This is a genomic window from Kribbella sp. NBC_01484, assembly GCF_036227145.1.
Classification (GTDB): domain Bacteria; phylum Actinomycetota; class Actinomycetes; order Propionibacteriales; family Kribbellaceae; genus Kribbella.
In genome coordinates this window covers 4293117-4306415 of sequence record NZ_CP109437.1, presented here as the reverse complement: position 1 = coordinate 4306415, position 13299 = coordinate 4293117, and the positions used below count along the sequence as shown (strand labels likewise).

17 protein-coding genes and 1 pseudogene are annotated in these 13299 nt (G+C 68.9%); 9 read left to right on the top strand and 9 right to left on the bottom strand.

The genetic code is table 11. The features are described from left to right. Nucleotides 1-34: 34 nt before the first annotated feature. The 4 genes from OG555_RS21115 to OG555_RS21100 are packed head-to-tail and all read right to left on the bottom strand — an operon-like array spanning nucleotide 35 to nucleotide 2421. Entirely contained in the window at nucleotides 35-736 is a 702-nt protein-coding gene (locus OG555_RS21115; protein ID WP_329484645.1) for a tyrosine-protein phosphatase, read from the bottom strand. Next, complete coding sequence (locus OG555_RS21110) at nucleotides 736-1389, bottom strand: hypothetical protein (protein ID WP_329484644.1); 654 nt, start codon at nucleotides 1387-1389, stop codon at nucleotides 736-738. The genes OG555_RS21115 and OG555_RS21110 overlap by 1 nt, the downstream gene beginning before the upstream one ends. Nucleotides 1390-1411: 22 nt before the next feature. Further along, nucleotides 1412-1738, bottom strand: coding sequence for an AzlD domain-containing protein (locus OG555_RS21105; RefSeq protein WP_329484643.1), 327 nt, complete (start codon nucleotides 1736-1738; stop codon nucleotides 1412-1414). Further along, entirely contained in the window at nucleotides 1735-2421 is a 687-nt protein-coding gene (locus OG555_RS21100) for an AzlC family ABC transporter permease (RefSeq protein ID WP_329484642.1), read from the bottom strand. Before OG555_RS21100 ends, OG555_RS21105 begins: the two co-directional genes overlap by 4 nt. A gap of 69 nt (nucleotides 2422-2490) precedes the next feature. Between OG555_RS21100 and OG555_RS21095 the strand changes: the two genes are divergently transcribed. Both OG555_RS21095 and OG555_RS21090 read left to right on the top strand, forming a co-directional pair. After that, nucleotides 2491-3072: a helix-turn-helix domain-containing protein gene (locus tag OG555_RS21095; RefSeq protein ID WP_329484641.1), complete on the top strand. Its 582-nt coding sequence runs from the start codon at nucleotides 2491-2493 to the stop codon at nucleotides 3070-3072. Between the two features lie 24 nt (nucleotides 3073-3096). After that, complete coding sequence (locus OG555_RS21090) at nucleotides 3097-3942, top strand: ricin-type beta-trefoil lectin domain protein (protein WP_329484640.1); 846 nt, start codon at nucleotides 3097-3099, stop codon at nucleotides 3940-3942. Nucleotides 3943-3996: 54 nt separating this feature from the next. On the opposite strand, the gene OG555_RS21085 is transcribed toward OG555_RS21090, so the two are convergent. Continuing rightward, the gene (locus tag OG555_RS21085; RefSeq protein WP_329484639.1) at nucleotides 3997-4827 is read right to left on the bottom strand and encodes an SAM-dependent methyltransferase; all 831 of its coding nucleotides are present in this window, start codon (nucleotides 4825-4827) and stop codon (nucleotides 3997-3999) included. A gap of 161 nt (nucleotides 4828-4988) precedes the next feature. Here OG555_RS21085 and OG555_RS21080 point away from each other — a divergent pair, with 161 nt between their 5' ends. Then, nucleotides 4989-5861: a helix-turn-helix domain-containing protein gene (locus OG555_RS21080; protein WP_329484638.1), complete on the top strand. Its 873-nt coding sequence runs from the start codon at nucleotides 4989-4991 to the stop codon at nucleotides 5859-5861. A gap of 258 nt (nucleotides 5862-6119) precedes the next feature. On the opposite strand, the gene OG555_RS21075 is transcribed toward OG555_RS21080, so the two are convergent. Next, the gene (locus tag OG555_RS21075; RefSeq protein ID WP_329484637.1) at nucleotides 6120-6611 is read right to left on the bottom strand and encodes a winged helix-turn-helix transcriptional regulator; all 492 of its coding nucleotides are present in this window, start codon (nucleotides 6609-6611) and stop codon (nucleotides 6120-6122) included. A gap of 163 nt (nucleotides 6612-6774) precedes the next feature. On the opposite strand from OG555_RS21075, the pseudogene OG555_RS21070 reads away from it, so the two are divergent. Beyond that, nucleotides 6775-7047, top strand: a pseudogene (locus OG555_RS21070) (GNAT family N-acetyltransferase); the annotation flags it as partial. Nucleotides 7048-7176: 129 nt separating this feature from the next. Here OG555_RS21070 and OG555_RS21065 read toward each other — a convergent pair. Beyond that, nucleotides 7177-8301: an epoxide hydrolase family protein gene (locus tag OG555_RS21065; RefSeq protein WP_329484636.1), complete on the bottom strand. Its 1125-nt coding sequence runs from the start codon at nucleotides 8299-8301 to the stop codon at nucleotides 7177-7179. Nucleotides 8302-8351: 50 nt separating this feature from the next. Between OG555_RS21065 and OG555_RS21060 the strand changes: the two genes are divergently transcribed. Further along, nucleotides 8352-9140 carry an NAD(P)H-binding protein gene (locus OG555_RS21060; protein ID WP_329484635.1) on the top strand — a complete coding sequence of 263 codons (789 nt, stop codon included), beginning with the start codon at nucleotides 8352-8354 and terminating at the stop codon, nucleotides 9138-9140. Between the two features lie 117 nt (nucleotides 9141-9257). Further along, nucleotides 9258-9485 (top strand): hypothetical protein, encoded by a 228-nt coding sequence (locus tag OG555_RS21055; RefSeq protein WP_328523693.1) that lies wholly within the window; start codon nucleotides 9258-9260, stop codon nucleotides 9483-9485. Nucleotides 9486-9542: 57 nt separating this feature from the next. Here the strand turns inward: OG555_RS21055 and OG555_RS21050 are convergent, their stop codons facing one another. After that, complete coding sequence (locus OG555_RS21050; protein ID WP_329484634.1) at nucleotides 9543-10121, bottom strand: dienelactone hydrolase family protein; 579 nt, start codon at nucleotides 10119-10121, stop codon at nucleotides 9543-9545. A gap of 58 nt (nucleotides 10122-10179) precedes the next feature. On the opposite strand from OG555_RS21050, the gene OG555_RS21045 reads away from it, so the two are divergent. Next, nucleotides 10180-10758 carry an ArsR/SmtB family transcription factor gene (locus OG555_RS21045; protein WP_329484633.1) on the top strand — a complete coding sequence of 193 codons (579 nt, stop codon included), beginning with the start codon at nucleotides 10180-10182 and terminating at the stop codon, nucleotides 10756-10758. Here OG555_RS21045 and OG555_RS21040 read toward each other — a convergent pair. Next, nucleotides 10719-11570 carry a helix-turn-helix transcriptional regulator gene (locus OG555_RS21040; protein WP_329484631.1) on the bottom strand — a complete coding sequence of 284 codons (852 nt, stop codon included), beginning with the start codon at nucleotides 11568-11570 and terminating at the stop codon, nucleotides 10719-10721. The genes OG555_RS21045 and OG555_RS21040 overlap by 40 nt on opposite strands. Nucleotides 11571-11639: 69 nt before the next feature. Here OG555_RS21040 and OG555_RS21035 point away from each other — a divergent pair, with 69 nt between their 5' ends. Further along, nucleotides 11640-12434 carry a phytanoyl-CoA dioxygenase family protein gene (locus OG555_RS21035; protein ID WP_329484630.1) on the top strand — a complete coding sequence of 265 codons (795 nt, stop codon included), beginning with the start codon at nucleotides 11640-11642 and terminating at the stop codon, nucleotides 12432-12434. 111 nt (nucleotides 12435-12545) lie between these two features. Continuing rightward, on the top strand, nucleotides 12546-13298 hold the full coding sequence (locus OG555_RS21030) for an SDR family NAD(P)-dependent oxidoreductase (protein ID WP_329484629.1): 753 nt from the start codon (nucleotides 12546-12548) through the stop codon (nucleotides 13296-13298). The last annotated feature ends 1 nt before the right edge of the window (nucleotide 13299 follow it).

Genomic DNA, 13299 nt, shown 5'->3' with positions numbered 1-13299 from the left:
TGTACTGCGCTCTGTGATCCGCTCGTGACGCAGGTCAGCCCACTAAGCGGGTTCTCAGTTTCGCCAGCTCCGCGGTGGTGAGACCACCGTGCCGCAGGTATGCCTCCGGCCCGCCGTACTTTTCGTCGAGATGCCGCAGAATCGCGACCAGCGACTCGGCCCGGGTGTCGCGGAACTCGATCATCTCCGGATGCAACGCGGTGTCCGGCTCGGCGGCGAGTTGCTCCTCCAGCCACGGGGAGAGTCGCTCCTGGGTGCGGAAGTAGTCGGCGACGATCTCGTCCTCGGGTACGCCGGCGATGCTCAGCGCCAGCGCGACGACCATGCCGGTGCGGTCCTTCCCGCCGTGGCAGTGCACCACGACCGCGCCGTCCGGCTCGTCCGCGATCGCCTTGACCGCGGCCGCGAACAACTCCGGCCGCCGGTCGAGCATCCAGGTGCACGCCGCGACGATCGTCGGCTGCCCGTGGTCCGGGTCGGCCGGATCCTGCAGCGGCTGCCGGACCGCCAGCGGCGTCCCGGTGAACGGCGTCGGCGCGGTCGCCACCTCGCCGTCGCCGCGCAGATCCAGGATCCGGCTGACGCCGGAACGCCGTACCGCGTCGACGCCGTGGGGGGTCAGGTACTGCAGGCTCTCCGAGCGGATCAGCACGCCTTCGCGGATGGTGCGGCCGTCGGCGGTCGGCAGTCCACCGACGTCGCGGGCGTTGCGGCAACCGGGCCAGTCGAGGTCCATCAGCGATCCTGCGGGCGATCCGGGTTCGGGCCTGGGTTGTACGGCGGGGGTGTGGGGAAGGTGGTGTTCGGCGGCGGCGGGTAGTTGCCGGGGGCACCTGGTGGTGGCTGCATCGGGAACGTGCCGCCCGGGCGGTTGCGGCGGCGGTTCTTGACCAGGCCGATCGTGAGCAGGACGCCACCGAGGATGAAGAAGACCAGGAAGGAGCCGATGGCCCCGAAGATCGACAACACGAACTTGCCGACCGACATCCCCGGCCCGGCCGCGTACGTCGCTGAGGTCTGGTCGTCGGTGCACGAGATGCTGTAGTCGCCCGCCGGGACGGGGTCCACCGAGCGGGCGACGACGTACCAACTGTCGCCGTTGATCGTGATCGTCTCCGACCCGGTCGGCGGCTTGAGCGGCACGTCGGCCCCCGAGGAGTCCTGCGCCTTGCACGGCGGCGTGGGCACCGGCACGGACGCATAGATCGTCAGGCCGTCCTTCTTCAGATGGATCACGCCGCTCTCGATCGGCTGCGGCGACCTCGGCGCCGTCACGACGATCCGCCAGACGAAGAACCCGGTCAGCACGACACCGATCACGAAGCACGCGATCGCGATCCAGATCAGGGTCTTCTTCGCCGCCGGCGGCTGCCCGGGATAGGTGCTCATGCGAGCACGCTATCCGTTCCGGCTACGGTACGCCGAGGAGCCGCAGGCCGGCCGCGGTCGCAGCGGCTGCCACCACGACCAGCACGAACGGAGCCTTGCGCCAGGCCAGGATGCCGCCGACCAGCACGCCGGCCGGGCGAGCCACCCCGGCCGGGCCGTGGCCGTCCATCAGCGCGGAGGTCGCGACGAGTGCGGTGAGCAGGACGATCGCCGCCGCGGCCAGGATCTGCTGGGCCCGGTCGGGGATCTCGAACCGGCTGCGCAGCATCGGCCCGGCGAACCGCAGCGAAAAGGTGCCTACGGCAAGGATCATGATGGCCGCCAGTACGAGTGGGGTGTTGGTCATCATCGCGAGACCTCCAGTGCGGGCTTCTCTGTGCGGTAGAACAGCACGCCGACCAAGGCAAGCAGCACCGGAAGACCCGCGGGCAGGAAGGGCGTCGCCGCCAGCGCGACCACGGCCCCGATGAGTGCCGCCGTACGGGTCGCACGGTCGCGCAGGGCCGGCAGGACCAGTGCCAACAGGACCGCGGGGAAGGCCGCGTCCAGACCGAACACGTCGGTGTCGGTGATCACGGAGCCAGCCAGGCCGCCGATGACGACGCCGACGTTCCAGCAGAGGAAGATGCCGATCCCGCCGGCCCAGTACGCGGCCCGCTTCTGCTGTGGATCGTCCTGCCCCATGGCGAAGGCGACGTTCTCGTCGGTCATCACGTGGCTGCCCGGCAGGCGCCGCCAGCCGCCGCCGATCAGGTCGCTGACCGCCAGGCCGAACGCGACGTGCCGCGTGTTCACCAGGAGGCCGGCGATCATCGCCGCGATCGGATTGCCACCGGCCGCCACGATCCCCACGAAGAGGAACTGCGACGCGCCCGCGAACACCACGATCGACAACAGCACCGGCACCCACAACGGCAGGCCGCCGCCGACGCTGATCGCGCCGTAGGAGAGACCGACGACGCCGTCGGCCAGGCAGACCAGGCCGATGTCGCGGGCCAGTCCACGATCGAGTGTTCGCCAGATCGAACGCATGAGCATTATGATGAACAACCTTCCACCCGTTCGTCAAGCCGAACAACCAGACCGATGGAGCGAACACCGATGGATACCGAGCCTGCCTCCGGGGATCGCGGCACCAAGGCGCCGCTCGACGTGATCGCGGCCTCCCTGCGCCGCCACCGCGCCCGCGCCGGCCTGTCGCTGAGCGAGGTGGCCAAACGCGCCGGCGTCGCCAAGTCGACGCTGTCCCAGCTGGAGTCCGGCACCGGCAACCCGAGCGTCGAAACCCTGTGGGCACTGGCCGTCGCTCTGGACACGCCGTTCGCCGCGCTCCTCGATCCACCGCGACCGAAGGTCCAGATCATCCGCGCCGGGGACGGCCCGGTGATCTACTCCGACCAGGCCGACTACAGCGCGACACTCGTGGCCTCCAGCCCGCCCAACGCCCGCCGCGACATCTATCGCATCGCCGCCTCCCCCGGCCCGGGCCGGAAGTCCGACCCGCACATGCCCGGCGTGGTCGAGCACGTCATCCTCGGCTCCGGCCGAGCCCTGGTCGGCCCGGCCGACGACCCCATCGAACTGAACCCGGGCGACTACGTCGCCTACCCAGGCGACCTCCCCCACATCTTCCAGGCCCTCGAGGAGGGCACGATGGCGACGCTTGTTTCCGAGCACGTGTAACGTTAAGCGCTCGGCTACACCGGCATGCAGACCCACCGCGACGGCGTGGGCATGTTCATCTATTCGCTCTGGAACTCCACGGCCTGGCGGGTCGGCGACGCCGGCACCTACTGCATCCAGTTCCAGGAGGACGGCACCGGTGGCAGTTGCCGTCTCGACCAATCGCCGGTTGCCGGACACACCTACGCCTTCGCGGTCGCCAGTGAGGGCAGCGGCTGGTACGGCGTGACTGTCCGCGACCTCACCGCCGGTACGTCGTTCAAGCTCGGCAGCCTGCAGACCGGTAACGGCAACGCCATCAGTACGTCGGGCATGGTCAGCTGGACCGAGTACTTCGACTGGAACAACGACCAAGCCACCTGCGACGACGAGCCGTACTCGAAGCTGACGATGACCGCGCCGACGAGCGGCAGTCAGACGGCACACTTCACCGGCAGTTCGGAGAGCAGCGGCTGCGCGGCCGACAGTCAGGTGACGATCTCCGGCTCCACCGCCGTCCAGGAGAACGGGATCGGCAACTCGTCATCCGGCGAGATCCGCGGCAGCGGCGGATGCCTGGACGTGTCCGGCAGCGACAGCACGACGGTCCTGCTCTACAGCTGCACCGGCGGGAACAACCAGAACTGGGTGCACGCCGAGAACCACAGCCTGCACGCCCTGTTCAGTTGCCTCGACGCCAGCGCCACCCAGGCCGGCGCCGTCATCGTCTACAGCTGCCATGGCGGCACCAACCAGCAGTGGACCCAGCCCGGTGACGGGACGATCCGTTCGAACGGGCTCTGCCTCACCGCGCCAGTTGCCCTGGGCAACGCAGTAACTGTTGCCGCATGCAACAACTCTGCCAGTCAGCGCTGGACCACGCCGGCCTGAACGCGGGGCGCCCGGGACCACAGTGGTCCCGGGCCCCCCGTCGTACCGGACCGGTCAGAGTTTGCGGCCGACTCCGCCGGCGATGCACTCCTCGACCTGGTTGAGCGGCTTGACCCGCGGGCCGTCCGGCCACCAGTCGTCGCACAGCACCAGACCCGGCGGGACCAGCTCCTGGTCGGGGAACAACTCGAGCAGCTGCTTGCGGGTGCGGAAGACGCCGCTCTTCATCGGGCTGTGGACGAACTTCTCCTCCATCATCCGCGCGACCTGCGAGTGCTCCGGCGTCTCCGGGTCGAAGAAGTGCGCGATCACCGTGTACGACCCCGGGACGACCGCGTCGACGTACTTCTGCATGATCTGCGGGCCGTCGTTGCCGATGTAGTGATGCAGCGTGCCGTTCTGGATCAGGGCGATCGGCTGGCTGAAGTCGAGGAAGTCGTTCACCTCCGACAGGCTCAGGACGTCGTCGGGGTCGAAGATGTCGGCGCTGACGAACCGGGTGTTCTCGTTCTCCTCGAGCAGCGCGCGGCCGTGCGCGAGCACCACCGGGTCGTTGTCGATGTAGAGCACCTTCGCCTCCGGCAGCAGCCGCTGCACCACCTGGTGGGTGTTCTCCGCCGTCGGCAGGCCCGAGCCGCAGTCCAGGTACTGCGTGATGCCCGCCTGGCTGGCCAGGAACCGGCAGGCCCGGATCAGGAAGTTCCGATTCGACCAGGCCAGGTCGTTGACCTGGGGCGCGACCGTGGCGACCTGGCGGAGCACTTCGCGGTCGATCTCGAAGTTGTCCTTGCCGTTCAGCGCGGCGTCGTACACCCGGGCGATACTGGCGCGGGTGGTGTCGACGCCCACCGGGATCGAGCTGGGTGCCTTGGTGGCATCGGGCATCAGTGGGGCCTCGCAGATGATCGGGATGTCTGTAGTTCCGACTCTACTGACAGTAGGGTCGCGTGAACACATGGTGTTAGCGCGCCGGGCTGGACGAAATCACAATCTGTTGTGAAATGATCTACTGCTGCACCGGGACACAGGCTGCTGGGAGGCGAGGCGTGACGGAACCGGGCGCGTACGGCGGTCCGACCGCCCTGCGCATCATGCTCGGCGTACACCTGCGCCGCCTGCGCGAGGAAGCCGGGATCACCCGGACCGACGCGGGCTGGGCGATCCGCGGCTCGGAGTCGAAGATCAGCCGGCTTGAGCTCGGCCGGGTCGGGTTCAAGGTCCGCGACGTCGACGACCTGCTCACGCTCTACAAGCTGAAGGACGGCGAGGAGCGCGACCGGCTGCTCAACCTGGCCCGCGAGGCGAACAACCCGGGCTGGTGGCAACGGTACGACGACCTGACGCCGAACTGGTTCCACTCCTACCTCGGCCTGGAGATGGCCGCGGACCTGATCCGAACGTTCGAGCTCCAGTTCATCCCCGGCCTGCTGCAGACCCCCGACTACGCCCGGGCCGTGGTCCAGCTCGGCCGGCAGGACATGCCGTTGTCGCGGTCCGAGCAGGAGCGCCTGGTCACGTTGCGGATGAGCCGCCAGGAAGTGCTCACCCGGCAACGGCCGGCCCGGCTCTGGGCGGTCGTCGACGAGGCCGTACTCCGCCGGCCGATCGGCAGCAAGGCAGTGCTCAAAGGCCAACTGGAGTACTTGATCGAGGCCTCCCGGCGGCATAACGTCACGCTGCAGATCATCCCGTTCGACAAGGGCGGCTACACCGCGACCGGCGGCGCGTTCACGCTGCTGCGGTACAACGACAGCGACCTGCCGGACATCGTGTACATCGAACACTTGACCAGCGCCGTCTACCTCGACAAGCGCGAGGAACTCGACGCGTACGTCGTCACCATGGACGCGCTGTCCATCACGGCCGCCCAGCCCCGCGAGACCGAACGCATCCTCCGCGAGGCAATCGCCGTCCTGTAGTACAACGGCTGGGGTTGTGATGGTGGCTTCGGCGGCGACGAGTTGCCGAGGGGTGCTCGCTGACCTGGAGTGGGGAGCTGGGTCAGGCGGTGGGGGCCTTGAACACGTTATTTCGTGTTCAAGGCCCCTCTTTGGGGTCCACGGCCTCGCGTTTGTGACCGCTGCGCGGCGTATCGGCGGCGGCGTGATTCCAGTGGGGTTCGCCAGGTCTGACGTGCGGCGCGGACCGCTGCCACTCACCAATCTCCGTCGATGACCTCAACCGGCGAGGGCGCGTGGTTGTGCTCCGGGTCCGGGGCGCATGGCGACCTCGCGCGGTGCCGGCTGATGGCCCGCCTCGCAGCGGAGTACGACGCTCACGTGTTCACCGCAGTCGCCGCGGTGGCGGGGCTCGATCGGTGGACCGCCGTCGAGCGGGAGGTACTGATCGCCCCACTGGATCATCGCGACCAGCACCGGATAGAGGTCCAGTCCGGCCTGGTTGAGGCGGTACTCGTACCGCTCCCGCTGGCCGGGCAGGCGATAGGGCTGGCGGCGGATCAGGCCGCGCTCGATCAGCGCCGCGAGCCGATCGGTCAGCACCTGGCGCGGGATCCCGGCCCGGGCCCGGATGTCCTCGAACCGCCGGACTCCGACGAACAACTCGCGAAGCACGTGAAAGGTCCACTTGTCGCCGAGGATCTCCATCGTCCGGGAGATCGTGCAGTTCTCGGTCGACCAGCGCATCGCCTCGGGCACCTCGTCAGTCATGTGACGATGATAAGTCCGCTTGACAGACTCAGCCAAGTCCGGTCAGGCTGAATCCGTGAACCAGACTCAGAAGATCGACCGGACCCGCGATCCGCGGCCGCCGGCGACGCGGACGCCGCTCGTCCGCCGGGCCGGTGAACCGGACACGGACGAGCTGGCCCGGATGCTGATCGGAATGACGGACCTCAGCCTCCACTTCCGCTTCCAGACCGCGATCGGCCGGCCACTCCGGCCTGCGCTCCTGCTCCGGATGCTGTGCCCGACCGGCGCCGCGTTCGTCGCCACCCGCGACACCACGATCGTCGGCCACGCGATGTGGGCCTGGGCGCCCGGCGAGGCCACCGCCGAACTGGCCGCGATCATCGCCGAGGCCGACCAGAACCGCGGACTGGGGATCCGGATGCTGTCGATCGCGGCCGCGGACGCCATCGCGGCCGGCGCGCGGCACTTCCTGTTCGTCGTTGGCGCGGCCAACGACCGGACCCTCCGGATGGTCCGCCGCCGCTGGCCCGAGGCAACCGCGGAGCGCGACGGCACGCTCGTCAACTTCGTTGGCCCGGCCCGCCTACCGGACCAACCGGAAGAACGCACGGATGTCGTCGACGAGAAGGTCCGGCGCCTCGAGCGCGGCGAAATGCCCGCCCCGGGTGAACTCCGACCAGTGGACGATCCGGTGCCGGCGATCTAGCACCCGGCGGATCGCGGGATCCGTCGGGAAGACCGCCACCCCGGTCGGCACACCCGGCCTGAGGTCGTCGGCCGCGGCGCGATTCTCGTAGTACAGGCTGGCCGATGACGCGCTCGTGTTGGTGAACCAGTAGATGGAGACATCCGTCAGCAGATGGTCGAGCTCGACCGCGTCCTCGGGCAGCGCGTGCGCCGGATCCGTCCACTCCCAGAACTTCTCCACGATCCAGGCCAACTGCCCGACCGGCGAATCACTCAACCCGAACGACACCGTCTGCGGCCGGGTGCCTTGCAACTCCGCGTATCCCGTCCCGACCGCACGCAGCTGCTCGGCCGCCGCCAGTCGCGCGCGCTCGGCGTCGTTCAACTGCTCGACATCACCAGGCTCGAGCGCCGGATAGGCCAGTCCCCCGTTGATATGTACACCGACGACATGCGTTGGATCGACCTGCCCGACCAGCGGTGACACGACCGACCCGGTGTCCCCACCCTGCGCGCCGTACCGCTCGTACCCCAGGCGCGCCATCAGCTCGGCCCACGCCCGCGCGATCCGGTCGTGGTTCCAGCCGGTCGACTCGAGTGGTATCGAGAACCCATGCCCGGGCACGGACGGCGCCACGATGTGGAAGGCGTCCCGCGGATCCCCGCCGTACGACGCCGGATCGGTAAGCGGGCCGAGGATCGGCAGAAACTCCGCGATCGACCCCGGCCAGCCGTGGGTGAGGATCAACGGCAGCGCGTCGGCCTGCGGCGATCGCACGTGCAGGAAGTGAATCGTCTGCCCGTCGATCCGCGTCGTGTACTGCGGATACGCGTTCAGCCGCGCCTCCCACCGCTGCCAGTCGTACGCCTTCCACCGCTCCACGACCTGGCGGAGATAGTCGACCGGCACCCCGCGATCCCACCCGCCCCCAGGTAGTTGCCCCGGCCAACGAATCCGTCCCAGCCGCTCGGCCAGATCCACCAAGGCTCCGTCCGGCACCTCGATCCTGAACTCCCGCATGCACCGAACCTATGCGGAATAGCCCGGCCGCACCCGGGGTTGTCCAGAAGATGATCCTCGTGACGGGTGCGACCGGGAACGTCGGCCGAGCTGTGATGACCCAGCTGAACCCGGGTGAAGCCCGAGCACTCCTCCGGAGCACCGGCGCCGACCTCGCCCGGCCGGAGACCCTGACCACAGCACTCGACGGCGTCGACACAGTCTTCCTGGTCTGGCCGTTCCTCACCCCCGACGGCGCGGGCGAGACCCTCGACGTGATCGCCCGGCATGCGCGCCGCGTGATCTACCTGTCCTCGTCGGCCGTGCGATTCGGCCGCGACACCGACCCGATCACGCGACTGCACGCCGACCTCGAAGCAGCCGTCCAGGCGACCGGTCTCGAGTGGACGATCCTGCGGGCCGACACCTTCGCGTCGAACGCACTCGGCTGGGCCGCGCAACTCCGCGCCGGTGACGTCGTGCGCGGTCCGGGCAGCGCCGCGACCGCGGTGATCGATCCCGCCGACATCGCGGCCGCCGCCGTACGCGTCCTGCTCGACGCCCAGCCGGGCACCACGCACACCCTGACCGGCCCGGAGGTCCTGAGCCGCGCCGATCAGGTGCGCATCCTCGGTACGGCGCTGGGCCGCGAACTCACCTTCGCCCCGACGCCGTTCGACGACGCCCGGGCGCAACTGCTCGCGGACGGTCGCCCGCCGGCGCTCGTGGAGGCGCTCATCGACAGCGCCGAGAACCGGCCGCGGTCCGACCTCGTCACGAGTGCGGTGCAGGAGTTGACCGGCCGGCCCGCACGGAGCTTCCGCGAGTGGGCCGACCGGAACCTCAACGCCTACAGTTGATCAGTTCTCCCGGCAACCGGTCCAGACCGGTGCAGCGGCGCCGGCGCGGACCGCCGACGCGAGAGTTTCCTGATCGTGAAGATTCCCGGCGGCCAGGTGGCGCATACTGAAGGTGCTATGGATTCCTTCCGCGCGACGACGCGTCGTCACCTGTCCACGAGCCCGTTCAAACCCCGCGTGCCCGACCCGGTCAAGGTTTTCGAGGTCGGCCAGCGAGTGTCCCACGACAAGGAAGGCCTGGGCCGGATCACCTCGGTCGACGGCGGCTACGCGGTAGTCGTCGACTTCGGTGCCGGGAAGCTCATGCGCATCCTCGCCCCGTTCCCCAAACTCCACGCCCTCTGAGGAACCCGACCGCCCACACCGTCACGGTGTGGGCGGTTGCTGTCTGTCTGGCAGGCGTCAGCGAATCGGGTCGAGGAACGCGAGCGTCCGGCTGGTGAGCAGCTTCGCCGCGGCCTCGTCGTACCCGGGCAGTGACGAGTCGGCGAACAGGTGCTCCTTGCCGGGGTAGAGGAACAGCTCGGCCTCGTCGGTGGACGCGACCAGGGCACGGGCGGCGTCCAGGTCACCGCCTTCCTCGGTGAAGAGCGGATCCTCGTCCATGCCGTGCACCTGGACCGGGACGCCCGCAGGCCACCCACCGAACTCCTCCGCCGGCAGGCACGAGTAGAAGAACAGCGCTCCGGTCGCCCCGGGGCGGGTCTGCGCAAGCTGCTGGGCCGCCATCACGCCGAGCGAGAAACCGGCGTAGACGAGCCGGTCGCCGAGGCCCTGTGCGGCCTGGACGCCGCGCTCGTTGACGACCCCGAACCCCGTTGTCCTCGCATACTCCAGGCCTTCGTCGAGCGTCGCGTACGTATGCCCTTCGTACATGTCAGGCAGGTGGACGGTGTGACCCGCTTGGCGCAGTTCCTCGGCGAACGACTTCACCCCGTCGGTGAGTCCCTGCGCGTGGTGGTACAGCACGACCTCGGCCATCGTCAGCTCCAATGATCCAAATATCTCGAACAATCCGCGATGCTAGTCTATTCGGATCATGCCGATCAACAGCCCGGTGCCGGATTACGAGCTGGCAGACACCATCGAGCTGACCACCGCGGAGCAGGTGCGCGCGATCAGCGACCCGTTGCGGACGACGATCCTCGGCCTGCTGCACGAGCGGGCCGCGACCGTGACCGAGCTGGCCACCGCGGTCAAACGCCCGAAGAGCACGGTCGCGCACCACGTGAAGGTGCTGACCGACGCCGGCATCCTGCGCGTCGTCCGGACCCGTCGCGTCCGGGCGATCGAGGAGCGGTTCTACGGCCGGGCCGCGCGGATGTTCTACATCGGTCTCGGCCGCCAGGGCGGGGAACTGCCGCACGACTTCAACGACTTCGAGGTCGCGGCCGAGGAGTCCAAACCGGCGTACGACGCGGGCCAGATGTACTCGTTCATCCGGCACGCCCGGATCCCGGAGGAGCGGGCGGCCGAGTTCTGGCGCGAGGTCGACCGCCTGATCCACCACTTCGACAAGCTGCCGCGATCCGGCGACACGACGTACGGCTTCACCGTTGGCCTCTACCCGATCCTCGACTACCCGACCCTGCCCCCGGCCGCGGACGAGGAGCGGTAGCCGGTTGGGGTGACGCCGGCCAGTTGACGGAAGACGCGGGCGAAGTGCTGGCTGGAGCTGAAACCCAGGCTGAGGGCGAGTGCCGTGATGGTCACGTCACTGGTTTCGAGGAGTTGCCGCGCGCGGTCGATCCGGCGCTCGTTGAGGTAGCGGTGCGGGGGCTGACCAAGCTGGTCGACGAACAGTTCGGCCAGGTACGAGGGCGCGAGGCCGACGCGATCCGCCAACTGCCGCAGTGTCCACCGCTCGTGGAACTCCTGATCCAGTAGCCGTTTGACGGTCCGCACCGCAGGATGCATCGCGAGCTGCGGTACGGCGGTCGGCGTCATCGACCGTGCGACCGCAAGCACGAGCTGGTCGACCGCGAGAGCCAGGCCGGCGTCGGCGTACTCGTAGCGCGTGGTGAGCTCGCGGACCAGTTGCGCGAAGGCATACCCGAGTTCTCCCGCCTCCCGGTGCACCACGGTCTTCGGCCACGACATCGCCAGCGCCGGTTGGCGTCGTACGACGGGTTCGAGGTCGATGGCGGCGAAGTAGAAGTGGTGGTTGCCGGAGCGCCCGGCCAGGTGATGCTCGAGGTTCGGCGGTACGGCGAACAGGTGGCCGGGCTGGAGGACATAGCTCTCGGCGCCGGCCACCCAGTGTGTGATGCCGTGCAGTTGCAGGTAGATCTCCCAGACCGGATGGTCGTGCGGCTCGATCAGGAACTGTTCGGGGACCCACTGCTCGCCGGCGTGTACGAGGCCGCTGACCGGGTCCCGCACGTCGGCGTGGAAGCCGGCGCGCAGGCCGCTCGGCCGGGACAAGGACACCTGAAGATTGTGTCCAGTCGCCTGAACAACGGCAACGCTTCCGGCCGGTCGGCTATCTACGGTTCTCGCATGCTTCCAAGACCCGAAGACATCGCCTTCTACCGTGACCACGGCTACTGGATCTCGCCGGTGATCGTGCCGCCCGAGGTGCTCGACGCGGCCGAGCGCGGGATGGAGCGCTTCTACGCCGGCGACCACGATCACGCCCTTGCGGACCTGCCTGCGACTCGTGGCTGGCAGCCGTCCGACGGCGACGTACTGCGGAAGAACGACTACGCCTCGCTCCGGGTGGACGAACTGGCGGCGCTGGTCCGGCACCCCGCGATCGGCGCGACCGCGGCCGCATTGTCCGGTGCGGACGGGATCCGGCTGTGGCACGACCAGCTCCTACGGAAGCCGGTCGGCGGCTCGGCCCGCGTGGGGTGGCACACCGATCGGCAGTACTGGCAGTCCTGTACATCGGACGACATGCTCACCGCGTGGGTCGGTTTCCATGACGTGGACGAGGTCAACGGCGCCGTTTCGTTCCTGCCCGGCAGTCACCGCTGGGACATCACCGGCCTGGACTTCTTCTCCCAGGACGCGGCCGCCCTCGAGGCCTCGATCGTCGCCCAGGGCTTCGACCCGACCCCCGTCGTACCCCGCATGCGCCGCGGCCAGGTCAGCTTCCACCACTGCCGCACCGTCCACAGCAGCTCGGCCAACCGAGGTACGGAGCCACGCCGCTCACTCGCCATCCACCTCCAGCCCACCGACAACCACTGGCGCCCCGGCTCGACCCACCCGAACGACACCCTCGTTCGCCACAACCCCGACCCCGACTACACGGACCCGGCGATCCAGCCTGTGCTCTGGCCACGCTGAAGGGTCTATCGGCCCGGCTCCGACTAGACCTCCGGCTCTGCCGCTCGCCCGTACCGCCCCGAAGAGTGGAAGCGATGGGCTACGGCAGGCCCCCGGCGAAGGAGGTCAGTGATGGGCAGGCTTGACGATCGAGTGGCAATGGTGACCGGCGCAGCCAGCGGAATCGGGAAAGCGACAGTCTGGCGGCTGGCCGCGGAGGGGGCCGCGGTACTGCTGACGGACATCGCCGTGGAGGCAGGCGAGGCCGTGGCGGAGGCGTTGCGCGACTCCGGAGCACGCGCGGTGTTCGTCCGGCACGACGTCGCGAGCGAGGTCGACTGGGAGAACGCCTGCACCCGGGCCGCGGCGGAGTTCGGCGGGATCGACATCCTCGTCAACAACGCCGGTATCGGCGACCTGGCCACCATCGAGGAGACCACGCTGAAGGACTGGCAGCACACCATCGACATCGACCAGACTGGCGTCTTCCTGGGGATGCGGACGGCTGCGCCGTACCTGAAGGCATCCGGTCACGCGTCGGTGATCAACATCAGCTCGATCTTCGGCGTCAGCGGTGGCTTCGGCACCTCGCCGGCTTACCACGCGGCCAAGGGTGCGGTCCGGACGCTGACCAAGAACGCCGCCCTGCACTGGGCCGTGGACGGCATCCGGGTCAACTCGATCCATCCCGGGTTCATCGACACCCCGATCCTCGACTCGACCCGGAACACGCCGTTCTGGGACACCATGGTCCAGTTGACGCCGATGGGACGGCTCGGGCGGCCGGACGAGATCGCCGCGGGCGTGGCGTACCTGGCCAGTGACGACGCGTCCTTCGTCACCGGCCTGGAGCTGAGCATCGACGGCGGCTACCTGGCGCGTTGAG